This window comes from Priestia endophytica DSM 13796 (assembly GCF_900115845.1).
Taxonomy (GTDB): Bacteria; Bacillota; Bacilli; order Bacillales; family Bacillaceae_H; genus Bacillus_I; species Bacillus_I endophytica.
Genome location: NZ_FOXX01000008.1, coordinates 68,619 through 87,209 on the forward strand (window position 1 = coordinate 68,619; position 18,591 = coordinate 87,209).

General features: G+C 37.4%; 16 protein-coding genes and 1 pseudogene. 1 reads left to right on the forward strand and 16 read right to left on the reverse strand.

What is annotated here, in order from left to right; genetic code table 11:
• Position 1: 1 nt before the first annotated feature.
• From BM012_RS15470 to BM012_RS15480, 3 genes and pseudogenes are all read right to left on the reverse strand, one after another.
• Entirely contained in the window at positions 2-4,561 is a 4,560-nt protein-coding gene (locus BM012_RS15470) for a non-ribosomal peptide synthetase (RefSeq protein WP_061805662.1), read from the reverse strand.
• 14 nt (positions 4,562-4,575) lie between these two features.
• Positions 4,576-5,823 carry an MFS transporter gene (locus BM012_RS15475; RefSeq protein ID WP_061805661.1) on the reverse strand — a complete coding sequence of 416 codons (1,248 nt, stop codon included), beginning with the start codon at positions 5,821-5,823 and terminating at the stop codon, positions 4,576-4,578.
• A 92-nt stretch (positions 5,824-5,915) separates the two neighbouring features.
• Positions 5,916-6,059: pseudogene (locus tag BM012_RS15480) on the reverse strand (SDR family oxidoreductase); the annotation flags it as partial.
• A gap of 137 nt (positions 6,060-6,196) precedes the next feature.
• Between BM012_RS15480 and BM012_RS15485 the strand changes: the two are divergent.
• Complete coding sequence (locus tag BM012_RS15485) at positions 6,197-6,514, forward strand: hypothetical protein (RefSeq protein ID WP_061805660.1); 318 nt, start codon at positions 6,197-6,199, stop codon at positions 6,512-6,514.
• A gap of 31 nt (positions 6,515-6,545) precedes the next feature.
• Here BM012_RS15485 and BM012_RS26465 read toward each other — a convergent pair whose 3' ends face one another.
• From BM012_RS26465 to BM012_RS15545, 13 genes are all read right to left on the reverse strand, one after another.
• Positions 6,546-6,722, reverse strand: coding sequence for a glycine zipper domain-containing protein (locus BM012_RS26465; protein WP_161939328.1), 177 nt, complete (start codon positions 6,720-6,722; stop codon positions 6,546-6,548).
• Positions 6,723-6,891: 169 nt separating this feature from the next.
• Positions 6,892-7,209, reverse strand: coding sequence for a YfzA family protein (locus BM012_RS15490; protein WP_061805659.1), 318 nt, complete (start codon positions 7,207-7,209; stop codon positions 6,892-6,894).
• An 818-nt stretch (positions 7,210-8,027) separates the two neighbouring features.
• Positions 8,028-8,285: a ferredoxin gene (locus tag BM012_RS15495; RefSeq protein WP_113715082.1), complete on the reverse strand. Its 258-nt coding sequence runs from the start codon at positions 8,283-8,285 to the stop codon at positions 8,028-8,030.
• 90 nt (positions 8,286-8,375) lie between these two features.
• Complete coding sequence (locus BM012_RS15500; RefSeq protein ID WP_061805658.1) at positions 8,376-9,170, reverse strand: alpha/beta fold hydrolase; 795 nt, start codon at positions 9,168-9,170, stop codon at positions 8,376-8,378.
• Between the two features lie 119 nt (positions 9,171-9,289).
• Entirely contained in the window at positions 9,290-10,078 is a 789-nt protein-coding gene (locus BM012_RS15505; protein WP_082802637.1) for an SDR family NAD(P)-dependent oxidoreductase, read from the reverse strand.
• A gap of 42 nt (positions 10,079-10,120) precedes the next feature.
• On the reverse strand, positions 10,121-10,630 hold the full coding sequence (locus BM012_RS15510; protein ID WP_061805657.1) for an aromatic-ring-hydroxylating dioxygenase subunit beta: 510 nt from the start codon (positions 10,628-10,630) through the stop codon (positions 10,121-10,123).
• Positions 10,631-10,652: 22 nt separating this feature from the next.
• Positions 10,653-11,954, reverse strand: a complete 1,302-nt coding sequence (locus BM012_RS15515; RefSeq protein ID WP_061805656.1) for an aromatic ring-hydroxylating oxygenase subunit alpha — start codon at positions 11,952-11,954, stop codon at positions 10,653-10,655.
• Positions 11,955-11,983: 29 nt separating this feature from the next.
• Positions 11,984-12,769, reverse strand: a complete 786-nt coding sequence (gene nadX / locus BM012_RS15520; RefSeq protein WP_061805655.1) for an aspartate dehydrogenase — start codon at positions 12,767-12,769, stop codon at positions 11,984-11,986.
• A gap of 16 nt (positions 12,770-12,785) precedes the next feature.
• Positions 12,786-14,231 (reverse strand): aldehyde dehydrogenase family protein, encoded by a 1,446-nt coding sequence (locus tag BM012_RS15525; RefSeq protein ID WP_061805654.1) that lies wholly within the window; start codon positions 14,229-14,231, stop codon positions 12,786-12,788.
• A 14-nt stretch (positions 14,232-14,245) separates the two neighbouring features.
• Entirely contained in the window at positions 14,246-15,934 is a 1,689-nt protein-coding gene (locus BM012_RS15530) for a thiamine pyrophosphate-binding protein (RefSeq protein ID WP_061805653.1), read from the reverse strand.
• A 31-nt stretch (positions 15,935-15,965) separates the two neighbouring features.
• Positions 15,966-16,775 carry an SDR family oxidoreductase gene (locus tag BM012_RS15535; RefSeq protein WP_235606193.1) on the reverse strand — a complete coding sequence of 270 codons (810 nt, stop codon included), beginning with the start codon at positions 16,773-16,775 and terminating at the stop codon, positions 15,966-15,968.
• Positions 16,776-16,925: 150 nt separating this feature from the next.
• A complete protein-coding gene (locus BM012_RS15540) occupies positions 16,926-17,849 on the reverse strand; it encodes a VOC family protein (protein ID WP_061805652.1) in 924 nt (307 codons plus the stop codon).
• Positions 17,850-17,969: 120 nt separating this feature from the next.
• Positions 17,970-18,503: a cupin domain-containing protein gene (locus BM012_RS15545; protein WP_061805651.1), complete on the reverse strand. Its 534-nt coding sequence runs from the start codon at positions 18,501-18,503 to the stop codon at positions 17,970-17,972.
• Between the last annotated feature and the right edge of the window lie 88 nt (positions 18,504-18,591).

Genomic DNA, 18,591 nt, shown 5'->3' on the forward strand with positions numbered 1-18,591 from the left:
GTTACACCCTCTTCTTTGTTAATTTAAGTAAGACTTTACTCAAGCTTTCTTCCGTAAGGTCCTCTGCATCAGCAAAGTCAGATACCGTAAAAGCAGACTCTGTTGTTGGTTTATTTATAAGTAGACGAAGATGCTTCAACATACCATCTGCTATCGCTTGAATTGTTAATCTAGAAAACTGTTCTCTACTATACATCCAAACAAAATGTAACTTCTCATCTTTTACCATACCGATAACATCAATTAGATGAGATGGTTTGGAATCTGGAGCATGATCTAAAAATGTAAACCCTGTCTCTTGCATAAACAAAGATTCTTTGGAAAACACTTGATCAAATTGGCCCAAATAGTTAAAGCTTATTGACGGTTTTTGCTGCTGATAGAACGGAAGTAATTCTTTATTCAAGTAGCGTAAAATACCATAATCAACGCCACGATTCGGAATTCGACGCAATTGATCCTTTACAGCCTTTAATCCTTCAATAGGTGTTGTTGTTCCTTGAAAATTAAGGTGAACAGGATAAATACTCGTGAACCACCCCACTGTCCGTGATAGATCAACACCTTCAATCATCTCTTCTCTCCCGTGCCCTTCTAGATGAATAGAAACCTTATGCTGATTTGTACGATCGACTATAGCTTGTCCTAATGCCGTCACTAGTACCTCGTTAATCCTTGTCTTATGAATCACTGGAACTTCTTGTAACAACGTATGGGTTTCTTCTACTCCTAAAGTCCTTGTCACCTGATCAATAGATTCTTCTGTTATTTCTTGTATTGGGTAGTCCATCGGAATCTTCATCACTTCTTTTTCTGCCTGTTCATTCCAATAATCTTGTACTTCTTTTGAAATACCAGAATCACTGTATGTCTGCAATCGTTCCGACCACTCTTTAAAAGATGTACTTTTCGCAGGTAAATGAACCCTCTGACCTTGTTTCATCTGGTTGTATACAGCCTGTAAATCTTCCAATAGAATCCTCCATGATACTCCATCTACTACTAAATGATGGATCGCCCAGAATAATCGATCGTTCCCATTCAACATATCCTCGAAATAAACTACACTCATTAACGGACCTGTAACTAAATTGAAACTAGCTTGAGTGATATTCATCTCTTCTTGTATCACTTGATTCCACACTTGTTCATTAGCATTGTTCCGTTTTACCACACGAAGTACAGACTGCTCATCAATTCCCTCATTTCTCTGCCTCCATGTTCCATTTGGTAACTGTTCGTATCGGAAACGTAAAGCATCATGATGTTTAAGTAAGTTTAATATAGCTCCCTCTAGTAACTTCATGTCCACTCTCTCTCTTACTCTTAAAAGCATCGATTGATTCCAATACTGTGGACGTGGATGTTCTTGCTCGAAGAACCAGTACTGAATTGAAGTAAGTGGTACATCTCCTGTCACAACTCCCTGCTCCGCTTGTACTCCCTGATTTTCTGTGACTACTTGTGCCAACTCGGCAATAGTTGGGCATTCAAATATTTGCTTTGGAGTAAGTTTTAATCCCAATTGACTCGCTTGTGATATGATCTGAATGCTGAGAATCGAGTCCCCACCAATTTCAAAGAAGTTATCATGAATTCCCACCTTTTTAATCCCTAATACTTGCTTCCAAATAGTAGCCAGTTTTTCTTCGTTACTATTCTGAGGGGCAACACATGTACTTTTAATCTTCTTTTCCTCTGGTATAGGTAAGGTCTCACGATCAACTTTCCCGTTAGCAGTTAGTGGAATAGATTCCATCATCACAAATCCTGAAGGGACCATATAGCTCGGTAGTTTCGCTTTAAGATACTCTCTCCACGCACCTACATTCCCATCCCCTACAACATATGCCACTAATCGTTTATCACCTGGCGGATCTTCTCGAACAATCACAACAGCCTCTTTTATAGATGCATGTGCGTTTAAAATAGATTCAATTTCCCCAATCTCAATTCGGAAGCCACGGATTTTCACCTGGTGATCAATTCGTCCACGATAATCCAGATTCCCATCCGGCAAGTATCTCGCTAAGTCTCCTGTTCGATATAATCTTGCTTTCGGTTCACTACTAAATGGATGAGGAATGAAGCGTTCTGCAGTTAATTCAGGTCTATTTAAATACCCACGTGCAAGCCCTGCTCCACCAATATATAGTTCACCATCTACACCAATAGGCACAGGCTGTTGACAAGCATCTAGCACATACATTTCTAAATCTTGAATCCGTTTTCCGATATTACTTCGTGAAGAGTGCCGGACCTCATCTTGAGTAATCGGAGAATAAGTAACATGAACGGTAGTTTCTGTAATTCCATACATATTAATTAGCTGTGGGTCCTTCTCTCCATACCTTTGAAACCACGGTAGCAAGCTAATAGGGTCTAACGCTTCCCCACCAAATATCACATAGCGTAGATACAAGTTTTTATTCTTGTCTTCTTGTTCACACACCTGTATTAATTGTCGAAATGCGGAAGGTGTCTGATTTAGAACTGTGACTTCTTCCTCTACTAATAGTCGATAGAAATCCTTAGGCGATCGACTAATCCAGTAAGGAACAACAACCAATTTTCCACCATACAATAATGCTCCCCAAATTTCCCATACTGAGAAATCAAATGCATAAGAATGAAAAAGCGTCCAAGTATCTTTTTCATTAAACTGATACCAACATTCCGTTGATTTAAATAAACGAACTACATTGTGATGCTCTACCATAACGCCCTTCGGATTCCCTGTCGATCCCGAAGTATAGATTACGTAAGCTAGGTGTTGAGGACTTACATCAGAAAGCGGTAAAGTCCTATTTTCTTGCTCAATCTCATCTCGATCACAATTCAGGCAAATTGATTTGATATTTTCTGGTAACCATTTCAATCCTTTTAAACTTTCTTGCGCTACAACTAACTGAATGCTAGCATCCTCTAAAATATACCGGAGTCGCTGCTCTGGATATGTTGGATCAAGTGGAACATAAGCTCCACCGGCCTTCAAAATTCCCAAAATACTTACAATCATTTCAAGAGAACGTTCAACACAAAGCCCAACCAAAGAATCGGGTCCTACTCCTTTTTTCTGTAGATAATGAGCTAACTGATTTGCACGTTCATTTAACTCCCTATAGGTAACCCTCTCCTTTTCATACATAACTGCAATAGCATTTGGATAAATCATCGCTTGCTGTTCGAACAATGCATGGGTAGTTGCTTGAGATGGAAAATCAAGCTTAGGAGCATTGAACTCTACTAAACTTTTTCTTTTATCTTCTTCTGAAATGATTTCGATTTCAGCTACCTTCTGCTTTGGGTTTTTAATTGCATTTTCTAATATTGCTAACATAATTTTAAAAAAACGGTTTATCTCTTCTTTAGAAAATAGCTCTTCACGATAATCAATATGTACTTGTAAAGAGTCTATATCAATCAAATTTTCAATATGTACTGCAAAATCTTGCACTTCTTCACAATTTGGAATCCAAAGTGAGTCACCACTTTCATCACGATCTCTATAATCGATCGTAGTCCCGAAAAGCCTAACATTTCTGTTATTCTCTTTATTAATCTGCTTTAATAACAAATCAAATGGGTATTTCTGATGTCGTAATGATTTACTTTGTTTTCTAGATACCCGACCAATAAATGAAAGTACTTCTTCTTCAGGTTTGATATCCATTCTTAGAGGTACTGTACTCACCATCATTCCAATTAATTCCCGCTCCATTTTAGTCATACGATTGCCATAAGCCATTCCTAATGCAATATCAAGCGATGAGGTCCACCGATACATCGACAACGAAAACGCAGCAACAAAAAGAGTATATATACTAAATTTATACTCTTCAGAAAATTTTTCCATCTTTCTCTTCAAATGCTCCGATAATGTAAACGTCTCGCGTGATGCTCTGGTACTAACTTGGTACGCATTATAGGACTTCAATCCCGTCACAGATGGAAGTGTTTTGAATTCCTCTAACCAGAATTTTTGATCTTTTTGAAAGCGACTACTATTCAAGTATATTTGTTCATTGACCAGAAACTGAACATATGAATTTCTAAGTATGCTCGCATCAGTCTCACCATAAAGCTCATAATAATATTTAGCAATCTGACTAGTAAAAATTTGGATTGATAAACCATCCATAATAATGTGATGAACATTCCCAAAGACTGCACATTCATTATCGTTTAATTTTATTAAAGCGAAATAGTATAAATTAGAGTCAAATAATGTAAATGTTTCTTGTGTTTTCTGCTCAATCCATTTTTCCAGCAAATCTGAATCTTTCACGGAACTGAAATCGAAAAACTCAAATTTTTGTTCTTCATGTTTAACAAAATATTGTTCGGGTTCCTGATGCCCATTTTCTTTCAGTCTGATGCACAGACCATCATTTTCACTGATAACACGATTCACAACTCGATTTAATATTGAATAATTCATTTTTTGATGAAGTTTGAACAAAAACCTTAAATTACATATCCCTCTACCGGAATGAATAACTTCTGTATACCATATTCTCCTCTGTGGATGACTTAACGGATAACATTTCTCATTAGCCATAAAAAATCTTCCCCTCAAAAATTATTTACTCTTATAGGTTCATGTTTAACCCATAAATATTTCTGTAATGAAACCCCAATTACTCCAATGATAATAAGCCCGATCCCTCCATAAACATAGAGTTGAGTTACTCCAAACAAATGAACTAGTGGGCCACTCATAGCAGGAGAAATGATTAAGACTGCGTTTGTTAAACTACTTTGAATTCCAAATACTCTTCCTACTTGATCTTGATGGGATTCTATTTGTAAAATGACTTGATTTGATACAAGCATAAGTCCACTTCCAATACCAGCAATAAAACTAATCAGATAAGCTAAAATGAAGACCGTATCGGGAGTTATCAGACCAATCCCTCCAAAACCAATTCCCATTAAAGCCATGCCTCCACATACTACCCAACCATATTGAAAGTGTTTTAATTTCTGAGTTAATAATGCGCCAAGTATTCCACCAAGACCAATAATAGAAATGATGTATCCCATTTTACTTTTATCATTTGGAAACAAGCTCTTAAATAAAGTAGGGAACTGTGAGTCTACTAATTGTAATACTGCCATAGCTATTGTAACGAAAATCATGGTTGATAATATTATCCGATTAGATAACACATAACCCCAACCTTGTAACCAAGCGGTCCAAGTGCTTTGCTGTTGCTTTTCAATATGTTCTCTTGACAGAGATTCCTTAAATTTTATTGTAGGCAACAGAACCAAAGTAGCTAGTAAACAACTTATCGCCCTTATAATGAGGCAGAACTCTGGCTGAAACCAGCTCAGCAACATTCCTCCTATAAGTGGACCTACTATCTTGGTTCCCTGCTCAACTATACCGTTGATACTTACTGCTTTAGTAAGCAAATCAGGAGAAACAATCTGTCTTGTTAGTGTTTGCTGTGCAGGATAATAGAAAACGATAAAAATAGAACGAATCATTAATGCTAATAAGAGCCAATAAATACTCTGGACAAATAAAAGAGCAATTGTTAATAGACCAACCATAAGATTACAAAACATCATAATAGGAATTTTTCTAAAACGATCTGCAATCACACCTGCCCATGAACTAAATAAAATTCCAGGAAGTGCATACGCAACAGGAATCAATCCAATCATGGTGGGGTCTACTTCCCATTCAAAACCAACAATAGTCATAATGGCTAACATGTCAATAAATACCCCAAGCATAAGCAGCGAATACGCAGAGAAAACCTGTAAATAAACCCCATTTTTCCATAGACTTTTTGAGTCAGTAGTTTTCATAAGAACGGGCTCCTTAAGTTGATTAAAATAAATGTTCTAATTGCATAGTTCCATCTCCCAATTAATTGATTTATCCGGTTAACATTAAGTAGCTATTGAGCTGTATAGCCTCCATCCTCTATTAATAAGCTTGCACCGGTGACAAAGGAAGCATCTTCACTAGCTAAAAACAGAACAGTTTTAGCAACTTCTTCTGATGTTCCAAGTCTACCTAGAGGACGAAGGTCGACAAGATGTGATTTATATCCTCTTTTATATCCATTCTTTTCATTCTTCTAAAATCCTCCAATATATTACAAATTTTTCTTCTTAATTTCTTATCGGCATCCCCTATCCCTTTTTTGTTATTATAGGAATAAAGGAGGCATAAAAGATGAAGTATCATGAATATCGAAATGGTCATCTCATCCAAACAAATAAGAAATTTTCTGCTTTAACTAAGAAGCAAAAAGAGCACATTGGGCGAGATTTAAGAGAGCGATATATAAAGAGGATGAAATATCCTGGAGTAAAACTTCCTCCGAAAAAACGAGAGCAAATATTAGATGAAGTATATGAAATAATTGGGAAAAAGGATATATGGATTCCTTTTGGAGAGGTAAAAAAATATTATTACAGCAGGATCTCTTCTTTTATTCGTAGTCATCAGAAACAGCCACAGAACCACAATCAAGATAAGTACGCTTTCTAATTTACCTATCATTTAATGGTTAAGACACATACTACTTCTGCTTATTCTTCTTCTCAAGGCTTAAGCCAATCGCTACTCCGAAGCAAAGACCCATTCCAATACCTAAACCAATATTATGAAATAGTGAGCCATATAAAGATCCAAAAGATAAACCAATTCCTAACCATAGTGCTAAATCATTTGTACTTCCCTTTTTGTCTTCAGACAAAAAATCGCTCCCCTATATCATCATTTCTTCTTATAGTTACTAATACGGAGCAAAACGATATAGATTTCATAGTTTAAAATGGATAGCATGGTTTTTAAGTCTTCATTTTGAATATAGTCCGTATAAGGAGCTAGCCAATTCAGTAATTGCGCTTTTAAAGATACAACTGTTATCCTGCATGATGATTAGTTTGTTTTCTGGAAAATAGATCTTTCATCGCACCTATAATGGCAGCGGGAAGTAAAGTGACAAGAAAAACTGCTGTGAATAAGTTGAATGTTGGATTTTCATATGGAATGAATTGTTCGGTGAAAAATTTAGCTTTAGAGAATCTATCTAATACTGTTCCCTCATCATCTCTGAAGTTCATTGACCATCCATTCTTATCACAGACAAAAAAGATTAATTGCAAAACGAGTAATGCTATAAGGGGGCGTACCCATTCTCGTTTTAAAATAGAACGTCCTTTTTTTGGTTTATTTTTCATTCAACTAGTTCTCCTTTTCATAATCTAAAATGAACTAAATTCTTCTTCAATACACCTTACAAACACTATAAATTATAACATTTTTTACAAAAAAAGTAATATAAAATCCAGAATAAAACTTATATATCTCACGCACTTACCTTCTTTCCCTGCAAATGTAGCGATAAGTAGTCGCTATTCTGTCTGAAGGAAGTAAGAGGAATATAGTAAAAAAGCTTAAGCATATAAAAAACATACAAGTAAAAGTCTCCTTTACTAAAACAAGGAGTCATCTTATTGTTATATTTCTTAGTCAACTTAAAAACCTTTCCTCTTCAGCGTCAACTATCACATGACTGAAAAGGAAAGGTTCCTTCAATGTTTAATTCTGACTCTACACATTGACAAGCTTGGTAGAAAATTAGACTTTTTCTATTGTTTCAGTAAGTCTAACTTGTTTTTTATTTATAAGTGACGAATGGGATGCATATTATGCGTAAACAAATATTCTTATAGTATAGATAGTTAGAAAAAAGGTGGCTACATCGATTCTGCTAATCTCCAAATTGCAAACTCTTGATTTTTATGTTTTTCAGCAATCGTTAAATCCCCATTTACTGTATCAAGAACTCGCCTTTGAACTCGCCCACTTAGCATAGCTTGAATTTAATTTATGGAACACAACCCACTCTATTAGAAAAATCTTTCCGAATGCAAATTCGTTTTACTTTTTAGGGGTATTTATTACTGATTAGAGGCTAGCTAAATAATGTTTTAATTTCAACGAGGCATATTAATCTAACATGTTTTGCAAATACCTTCTAAAATGTATGGGATTTTTATTCAAATTCATGAGGATTACAATTGAAAGTCTTTTCAGCTACTTTAATGGATCCTGTTGGGCATCCTTCTAAAGCATCCATCATATCGTCTACCAATTCATCAGGGATAATAGCTGTTCCTTCATTATTATCTAATCTAACAGATGCAATACCTTCTTCGTCATAATCGTAAATGTCAGGGGCAGCAGCCCCACATGCTCCGCAACCAATACAAGTTTCTCTATCTATAATTGTATACTTTTTACACATCTTCATTTTCCTTTCCCCTCTCTCAGCACCCCAGTTTATTATAATGCTTTTCTAAATAAGATTTAGAAATCTAAGGTAATGTCAATAGTTTTTCATTTACCTATTTTCATTGAGAAATTCTATAATTCTTGAATTGAATACTCTAGGTTCTTCTTGATAACACAAATGTCCACCTTTTGGAATAATTACAAACTTGGAGTTTATTAATTCCTTGTGAATGGCCTTTGATTCGTTTACAGGAGTAACGGTATCAAGTTCGCCACAAACAACAAGAACAGGAACTGTTATATGAGATAACAAACTCATTTGATTTAGATGATAGAGTGAATATGCTACTGAACGATATCCTGCTGGTCTTACTTGTGACATAATCTCTTTTACTCTCTTATACACTTCTTTTGAAGCGTAAGGAGATAGCAATGCTTTTATTCTCTTGTCTGCTATCTCCTCTGGAGAAAGGTTTTCAATTGAAAATAATCGATTTTCTAACTTCCTCTTGTTCTCTTCTTCATTCAAAGCAGCAGCCCCTCTGGTCGGATCCGCTATGATAAGTTTTTTAATTCTATCAGAATAAAAGTTACAAAATTCTATTGCAATGGCTGCCCCCATTGAATGACCGAGAAGATAAATTTTTTCTAGCTTTAGCTCATCTATCATAGCTTTCAGAATATGGGCAAACTCTTCAAAATATCTTAATTCTTCAGCGGGATTCGAACTTCTTCCATAACCTGGAGCATCCCAAGCAATAACTGTATAATCGTTCTTTAATTCACTTATTTGTTCTTTCCATGACTTTGAATTGTTGCTCATCCCATGCAGCAATACTAATGGCTCTCCATTACCTTCTATCTCGTAATAAATACTTAAGTCTTTTACTTGTACATAAGGCATAATACAAGTCTCCTCTATTCATTCTAGATATATCGTTTTTAAGAAGGGTGATGAATTCTCAATTTTCGGAATTAAAATTCTTTTACTTTTCTATAAAAAAGGATTCATTCCTATAATGTTTAACCAAGACCCCGTACTGACAATCCGCCGTCACTAGAAATAACTTCACCTGTGATTGCACGAGACTCATCAGATGCTAATAATACATATGCTGCAACGTGATCTTCTGGTAGCTGAGCAAGTTGAAGAGGGTTTCGTTTTTTTATGTTCCTTGCTTTAGTATCATTATCTACAATTTTCACAAATGGACTTAGCGGAGGAATGACTGATAGTTCTGTCAGCGTGCCCCCTGGCGCTACTGCATTGACTCTTATATGAGGAGCAAGTTCGAAGGCAAGCTGGCGCATTAGTCCGATTTGAGCGTGCTTGCTCGCTGTGTACCAAACCCCACCACCGTCAGGGTAGAAACTTGCACCAGACACGGAAAAAATAATATTTCCCTTTGTTTTCTTCAACTCTTCAAGCGCTGCTTTTGCTCCAAAAAAAGAGCCTTTAACATTAATATTAAGAAGAAAATCATATGCTTCAGAAAGCGCGTGAGGAGGTACATCGGCGAATTTAGCAAACCCATCGAATACACCAGCATTAGCAATAAAAACATCTAGCTTTCCGAATTGGCTAACAGTAGCTTGAACAGCTTGATCATTGTCTTCGTATTTACTTACATCTCCTTGATAAGTAAGAATGTTTGTTCCAAATTCTTCTTTCATCTTCACTAGCTTTTCTTTAGAGCGGCCCATAATGCTCACTTTAGCTCCTTCTTTTATAAAACGGCGTGTGACAGCTGCTCCTATCCCCGAAGCTCCGCCTGTAATCAACACTACTTTATCTTTTAGCATCATTGCCATTAGACACGACCTTTCTTGTTATCTTTCATACATAACGAACTGTTATACAAAAATGGCAAGGTTTCTTGTATTTATTGTTGTTTGATCTACAATGAATACACGCTTTGAAAGTTTCCATTTTCCATCTTCAAATGTAAACTCATCATTTCGTTCACCCGAAATTAAATCATGGTGAATGTCTTTGCTTCGGCTTCGATAAATAAGTAAATAGCTTTTTACGACTGCTTTTTCTCCTTCAACAAAACCTTTAACACACACATTGCTGACAAAGCGGCGTGTTCTTGAAGGAGGAATTTCCGCCCATGCATAGTCCGTTTTTAAACGTTCTACGCGAAGCTTTAGCAACTCAATATCATCATTAAACGTAAACATATCTGTTGAATAGTCTGGACGCTCTGTTCCTTCTTTATTGACACGTACAGGCATTTGATAACGCAAACTAGAATGCATTAAACTAAACCAGTCATCAAATTCAATATCATCAAGTAATTGTGCTTCATGATATAACCATTGTTCAAACTCACATTTCACTAGCATTTTTTCTATATTCATTTTTCCCTCCTCCTCTCGCTTATCACTTTGTCATTAGTTCCATCCAGTATTTATAAAAATTACGCTGATTTGCTTCTGTAAATTTGTCATCATAAGTAACACCAGGTCCAATAAATTCAACAGGTTCACGATGCATTCCCATTGTGTAGTTATAAGTTAATTTCTTTTGAAAAGGCATAGCGCCTTGGGCAGCTTCTGTGATATCTGTAAATACTTCTGTATCATCTTGTTCAAAAATTCCGGATGGACTAAATGTCAAAATAAACGAATCTCTTGAGCGCTCTTTCCACTCTTTTGGGGCATTCTTTTCAACAAACATCCAAGCAATCACTTCCATTTTATTAAGACCAATTGGGCGCCACATTCTTATGGAAGTGTTAGAGATTAAATGATCTTTTATTTTTGTATGTGAAATTAAAAACGATAGGTTTGGAAAAACATTTCCAATCATATTTTTTAAGTTTGATAATACTTCATATTGTTCTGGGGACAAATTTCTTTTATATTCATCTTTTAATTCTTCAGGGAAAGCAAAGTCTGGGTTAGGGGTTCCGAGGTTTAGACCATGTCCGTTTTCTGTATGAATTTGAAAACCGCGTTTTGAATACGTTGCATTTGGCACCATTCCTAATTTTGCAATTGAACCATGTGTAACCATCGTATGGTAGGAATCTCCAACAAAGTTATCAGAACCAACTTTCCAGTTAGAATGAACAACAAATCGTTGTGGAGCTCCAACTACTTCCATTTCTGCACGTCCTACAACGATATCTAAATACCATCTGAAGTCACCTAGAAAATCTTCAAGCGGTTCTGCATGATCATTCCATGTTCCAAATAAAAGGCCTTTGTAAGATTCAAGCCTCACTTGGTGGAGCCCCATTTTAGAACGGTCTATCTTTCCGCCATAAGTATCTTTTTGAAGAGGAACCCCAACAAGATCACCATTATTTTTAAAACTAAATCCATGATATGGGCATGTAAATAAAGATTTGTTCCCTTTATCAGCTCGACATAGTTTCATGCCACGATGGGTACACATATTATAAAAAGCATGAATTTCATCATTACTATCACGTGTAATAATAATGGAATATCCGGAAAGTTCACGTGTCATAAAGTCTCCTTTATGAGGAACTTCGGATTCATGACCGACAAAAACCCATGTTTTTAGAAATACTTTTTCGTGCTCTAAATCATAAACCGTTTGATCACCTAAAAGATAAGCTGGAATGACCCCTTCCTTAGGTTTGACTGTCTCATTCAAATAGTTAATAACTTGCTCTTTTGACATTTCTTCTAAAGGTCTATCTGTTTTAATCATTCTTATCCTCTCCCCATCGATGAGCTTCATTACCCAATTTGAACGATTCTCTCTTTGTTTTGCAACGTAGCCAATATACTTAATGCAGCTAAATAACTTGTTTTCGGATTATTTGGCATTGGATCATTTTCAATTTCAAGCTTCAATTTTCCAAACGAGCCCCACGCTTCAATAAGATGATTATTTTTCACGATATTTGGGTCAGCAATAATGGTGACTTTTGTGTTTTCAACACCAAGACCAGCCAAAGATAACACAATCGCAACATTAATATTTCTCGGAAACTGCTTAATGGCTTCCGCTGCAGAGCCTTCAAATAAAACCGTTTCTTTTCCTAATGAAACAGCTTCTCTCAATGCATTTGGTGGTTTTCTTGTTGTAAGAGATACAGACTTAAGCCCGTTCACAGCTTTAGCGGATTTAAGTATATCAAGACCTCCAATCGCTCCAGAAGGAAGAAAGACACTTACCTTGTTTTTTCGACAAAGTTCTCCTGCTTTTTCTTCAAAAGTAGCATCTGCCATAACTCCTATGCTACTTAATAACAAATCTTTTCCAGCTTTAAGTACTTTCAATGCATACTCCTCAGCAGCTTCAATCGTCGCTACCTCAATAACTAAATCGATGTCAGAGTTAAGAAGTGACTCTATATCACCATAAAACTCGGCATCAAATTCTTTAGCTAGTTGGGATGTACTTTCTTTGCGGCGTGTATAAATTGAACGAATCTTCCCCCCAGGGAGAAGTTCATCCTTATTTATGGCCTGAAGCAGAAATTTACCGATATTTCCGCATCCAATTAACCCTAATTTCATGTTCTTTCATCCTTCCTTAATTAGCAAACCCATAGGAGTCTGTGAAAAATTCCAGTCCGCAATGTCTTGTTTCCCGAGAAACACCGCTTTCTTTTAAACCTGGAAAATCAAGAGCCAAATCGTTAAAAATAGTATGATTGTTATGGAAAACAGCTCCTGCTTCAAGACGATCAGCCATCTCAATAGCTAATTCTTCGTTTTTCGTCCACACAGAAGCTCGTAGACCGAATTGGCTATCATTCGCTAACTTTATAGCTTCATCAATAGTAGTGAAAGGCAAAACAGGGATAATTGGTCCAAACTGCTCGTCTTGCACGACCTCACTTTGCTGATTTACTCCCGTAACAATAGAAGGAAGCATATAATAACCTTTGTCCCATGTTTCTGGATTAAGTTGAATACCAGCAGTGACCACTTCTGCACCTGAACGAGCTGTACGTTCAATCAACTCATTAACATAATCAAACTGTACTTTATTATTTAATGGTCCCATTGTTACATCAGGCTGTATGCCATCACCTACAACAACTCGTTCAAATTCTTTTGTTAATTTTTTCACAACTTCATCATAACGTGATTTATGGACATACACTCGTTTAATAGCTGAGCATACTTGGCCTGCCGCTCGTAAAATACCCATTTTGAGACGTTTGATTGCTTCCTCGTCAAGGTTAGCATCGTCCAAAATAATGGCTGGATCATTCCCCCCTAGTTCCATATATACTTTTTGGAGGTTTTCGGCAGAATTCTTCATAATATCTTTTCCTGTTGTTGTGCTGCCAACAAAAGCGACGGTACGAACACGGGAATCAGAGCAAAGGGTGTCACCAATTACCTTTCCTGAACCTGTTACAATATTAATGACGCCTGGGGGAAAATGTTCGGCAACTACTTTTAAACAGCTCATAATTGTTAAGGGACAATTAGTAGCCGGTTTTATAACAACCGTATTACCAGCTAAAATGGCTGGAATGACTCTTTTAAATGTTAAAATCATGGGAGAATTCCAAGGAGTAATGACTGCTGTAATGCCTCTTGCTCTTCTTCTAATTTGGACTTTTTGGGTTCCTGTAAGCACTTCTGATTTCCACCAGTTAGGCAGCTCCGCTGCGCCGCCCTTCATAATCTCAACACAGCGTAATAAATCTTTCTTAGCTTCTACAAGTGTTTTTCCATTTTCCCTCACAAACAAGGTAACATTTTCTTCGATGATATTCGCTAGTTTTTCTGCCGCTTTGTTCATTAGAGTGGACCTGTCTTTTACATCAGAACGGGACCACGTGTTATAAGCTTTCTCTGCCGCTTCTATTGCTTCATTTACGATTCCCTTAGAACATAGTGCAACTTCTCCGACTATTTCTGACATGTTTGCAGGATTGATTACATTGGCTGTTTCTCTTATTTCTTTCCATTCTCCGTTAATGAGGTATTTCCCTGAAATAACTGGATATGTCGAAATCATTCTTATGTCCCCCTTTATAGTTTTTTTGGTTTAAATGCTTCCGCTGCTCCTGAGGGTCCGCCGAACGGCTTTGCCATTGGCCCAACAGCTTCCATATCAACTACAATCATTGAAGGGTTACGTCTTTCTTTTGCTTTCTTTAGTTCGTTGACAAATTCATCTCCAGAACCAATTCTCACCGCTTCAAAGTGCATGGACTGAGCAAGCTTCACAAAATCTGGACTTAATAAATCAACAGCTACTTGACGTCCATAGGCAGCGTCTTGAATATTACGAAGAACTCCGTACCCTGAGTCATCAAATAATACTATAATAATAGGTAACTTTTCTTCTGCTGCAGTAACCATCTCTCCGACATTGACCATAAAGCCTCCGTCCCCAGCCATCAACACAACTGTTTGATCTTGACAGCCTATTTGTGCACCAATTGCTGTTGGAAGACCTTGACCAATTCCACCGCCTGATGCATGAATAGAAGTTCTCGGTTCATAAATTTCAAATAAGCGACTTCCCCAAACATTTGCCTGGACAGTTACATCTCGGACTAAAATGGTATCTCGTGGCAATATGTCTCTCATTCCATCTACAAATTGCTCATATGGTCCAAGCGTTTTACGAAGTTTGCCACGTACTTCATTTCTAAGAGAACCTATTTCTTCTATATAAGTAGAAACTGGCGAAACTGATTTTTCTTCAAGTTTTTGAATAAGAGCCTTTAACACTTCTTTCGCATCGCCAACTAATCCAAATGTTGCTTTATAGTTACGATTCACTGCTTGAAGATCAGCATCGATTGCGATATGTTCTTCTGGTACTATCGCTTTCCAGTTCGATGTTTCATTGCCTCTAAATCGAACCCCTACACTGATTAATAAATCTGCATTTCGTAAAAACTCTCTTGTGGACTCATATGCCATAAAATGTCCTATGCATTGCTTATGGTCTTCTGGAATCGAACCTTTTCCTGATTGACTTGTTATCACTGCGGCACCAAGCATCTCTGCTAATTTTTGTAATTCTTTTGAAGCATTAGCAGAAATTACACCGCCTCCTGCCCAAATTACCGGCCGGCTTGCTTCTATAATTTTTTTCACGGCTTGTTCGGGAACTAATGCTGCTAATGATGATTCAGACGCTACAAGCTGTACTTCCTCAATAGAAAGATCTTCAATGATTGCTGATTGGAAGTCGATAGGGATTTCTAGCGATACTGATCCCATAGGTGCAGTTAGGGCTTCTTTAATGACATTTCTCACTACTGCCGCTGTTTGTTCAGGCTTTCTAAGTCGAACAGCCTTTTTACATGCACCACTCATCATTGAGAGTTGGTCTTTGCACTCGTGTATGTAGCCTCTCCCTGTTCCAAGATACGTAGAGGCTACTTCACCAGTAAGATGAAGTAGTGGAACACCGGCAGACCATGCTTCTACTAATGAACCGGCTGCATTTCCTGCCCCTGTTCCTGTACTTGTAATTACTACACCTAACTTTCCAGTCGCACGAGCATAGCCATCTGCCATATTAACGGCACCACTCTCCCCACGCGAACAAATCAGTTTAATGCTTCCCTCTCTAAGAATGGCATCATAGATAGGCATATTATGAATACTAACCACACCAAAAGCAGCTTCTACGCCTGCTCGTACTAATTCTTTTACAATGGCATCGGCAGTTGTAAATTCTATTACTTCTTGTTTTTTCATTTTCATATCCTACCTTTGTTCAGTGATATAATTAAAGGGCTTTGCCAATTGCTCCTGCAGTTTCAATTGTTGAACCAGCTACATAACTTGCTTTATCTGAACCGAGAAATACAATAACACTAGCAACTTCTTCTGCCTCTCCGACACGACCGAGTGGAATATTTCGTTTTTCCGCAAGCTCTCTGTAATACCTCTCTGGATCCATATCAGGCGCATTTTTTAACCTTCTGCGTTCCCACTGATCAGTCCGAATTAATCCAAGACTAACGGAATTTACTAAAATGTTGTCTAAGGCCAGTTCTTGAGAAAGCGTTTTGCTTAAATTTAAAAGACCAGCTCGAGTAGCTGCTGTAGCAACCATATGACGCTCAGGTTCTTTAGCAAGTGTAGCGTTAATATTAATAATCCGTCCTCCACCTCTTTTAACGAGATGTGGGTGAGCAGCACGAACCGCATAGATGATAGCAAAATACTTTAATTGAATTTGTTCTTCCCACTGTGCATCCGTGATATCGAAAAAGTAACCCATTACACTTTGTCCAGCTGCATTTACTAATATATCGATTCCACCAAATCTCTCGGCTGCACCGTTAATAAATGAGGCAACGTCTGATTTCGAAGTAACATCACAAGTTGAGGTAAAAATATCTTTTTTATCGCCAAATGAAAGCAATTGACTTTTTGCCTTTTCCATGCGTTCTTTGTTTCTTCCACAAATCGCTACTTTTGCTCCTTCGTCCAAAAACATTTCTGCAGCTTTTAATCCGACACCAGATGTGCCACCCATAATAACAGCTACTTTTTCTTTTAAACCTAAGTCCATCTCATCATTTCCTTTCATAAGCAGCTTCTCTCTAAACGTTATATTGTTGGAAAATGAACAAGATGCGAAGTCTTACTTACAACTATAACGTCTTGTTTAGATGATAATAAGGTCAAGCATTTTTCTAAATCTTTTCTTCATCAATACTACTCTTTTCCTTTCGTCTCATTAACGAACGTCAACTGTTTCATCTACCCAGCCTGGATCAGGATCTCCCTTCATCGCTTTACGGGCTTCGGGTTTCGGTGGCCCTGCAATTCCCCACTGATCCATTAAATGGGGCACACGTTTCCATACACGTGCTCTCCACTCAGACTCATCTTCAATTGTCTCGAGATAGCACGTATACTCCATAACGAAACCACCTGGATCTTGAAAGTAACAGAAGATGTTGTCTCCTGGCCCATGACGTCCAGGTCCCCATAGCTCTTCCAGTCCTGCTTTTCGAACGTTGCTTATCCCGCGCATTAGTTCATCAACTGAATCAACCTCATAAGCAATATGATTAACTGAAGCATGCTCGTCTTGGTTGAATGCAATGGAGTGATGTTTTCTATTGCATCGTAAGAAAGACATTTGGTGCTCGCTCCAATCTGTAACTTTAAAGCCAAGTACGTTAGTATAAAATTCTACAATCATATCTAGGTCTTTTGTGTTCATCACAACATGGTTTAACTTCACAGGATCTACATTTTTCTTATTCCAAGTAGACGTTTGAACTTCCACCCAAGCCGAAAGCTCTATTACACGGTTTTCTGGATCTACAAACTGAAGTCCATATCCAGCTCCTGCTTCACCTAAATAACCTGGTTCTTCGATAATACGTACACCTTTTGATTTTAATATTTCAGCTGCCCGATCCACGGCATTCTTATCGACCATCCCAAATGAAATATGGTGCAACCCGCGCTTTTCTCCCTTATGAAGGCTTACAATGTGATGTTCTGGTCCTGCACCGCGAAAGTAAACGATATTTTTTTCTTCCGAAACATCTACCCTATCCAACCCCCAAACTTTCTCATAAAAATTTGCTTGTTCATCAAAGTTCGGAGTAATCATACTGATATGTCGCAAATGAGTAATTCCAAGCACTATTTATCCCTCCTACTAGATGGATTCCTCTTTATAGAAAGCGCTATCATTTATCGTTCTACTCAAAAGGAGCACTGCACTATTTTTCATAATGCAGCCCTTCCTCCTCTACTTCTCGCATTAATCTTTAATAATGGCTTCTCTTTCTTTAGCACGGTGTTTACGTAGTTCTTCAAGTTCGCTACCTTCTGGATATGTTGGTAAATTAGGCTTTACCGCTCCAAGCATAACAAGCATACGTGCCTCTTCTTTTCCATCGTTTCTAATGCCGCGATATACTCCTGGAGGGCTGCTAATGCAGTCTCTCGCACTTAGCTTAATTTCATGGACCTCACTGTCGCTATCTTCCTGAATCAATGCTGTAACTTCTCCTTCAAGAATAAAGAACACTTCTTCTACATCATCGTGGAGATGTAATGGTCCAATACATCCTGGAGGAAGAACCATTGTACTTAGGGTAAAATGTTCTGCTTTAATAACATTTGAATCATTGTTAGCTGTAGCACCGCGCCCAATATACCGCATTTGTGCACGTCTATAAGACGGATCAATCTCCTCTTGGAACTTTAAAACATTCCAATCAAGTGTACGATCTTGCAAGCGAGCCACATATTTCTTTTCAAATTCTTTTACGGAAAAAGTTGCTTTTGTCATTTTAAAAATCCTCCCTTTATTAGCTATATATAAAACCTTGTTTTGTTTTATATATAAAACTATGTTTTATCTTTGAGTTAATTCTAAA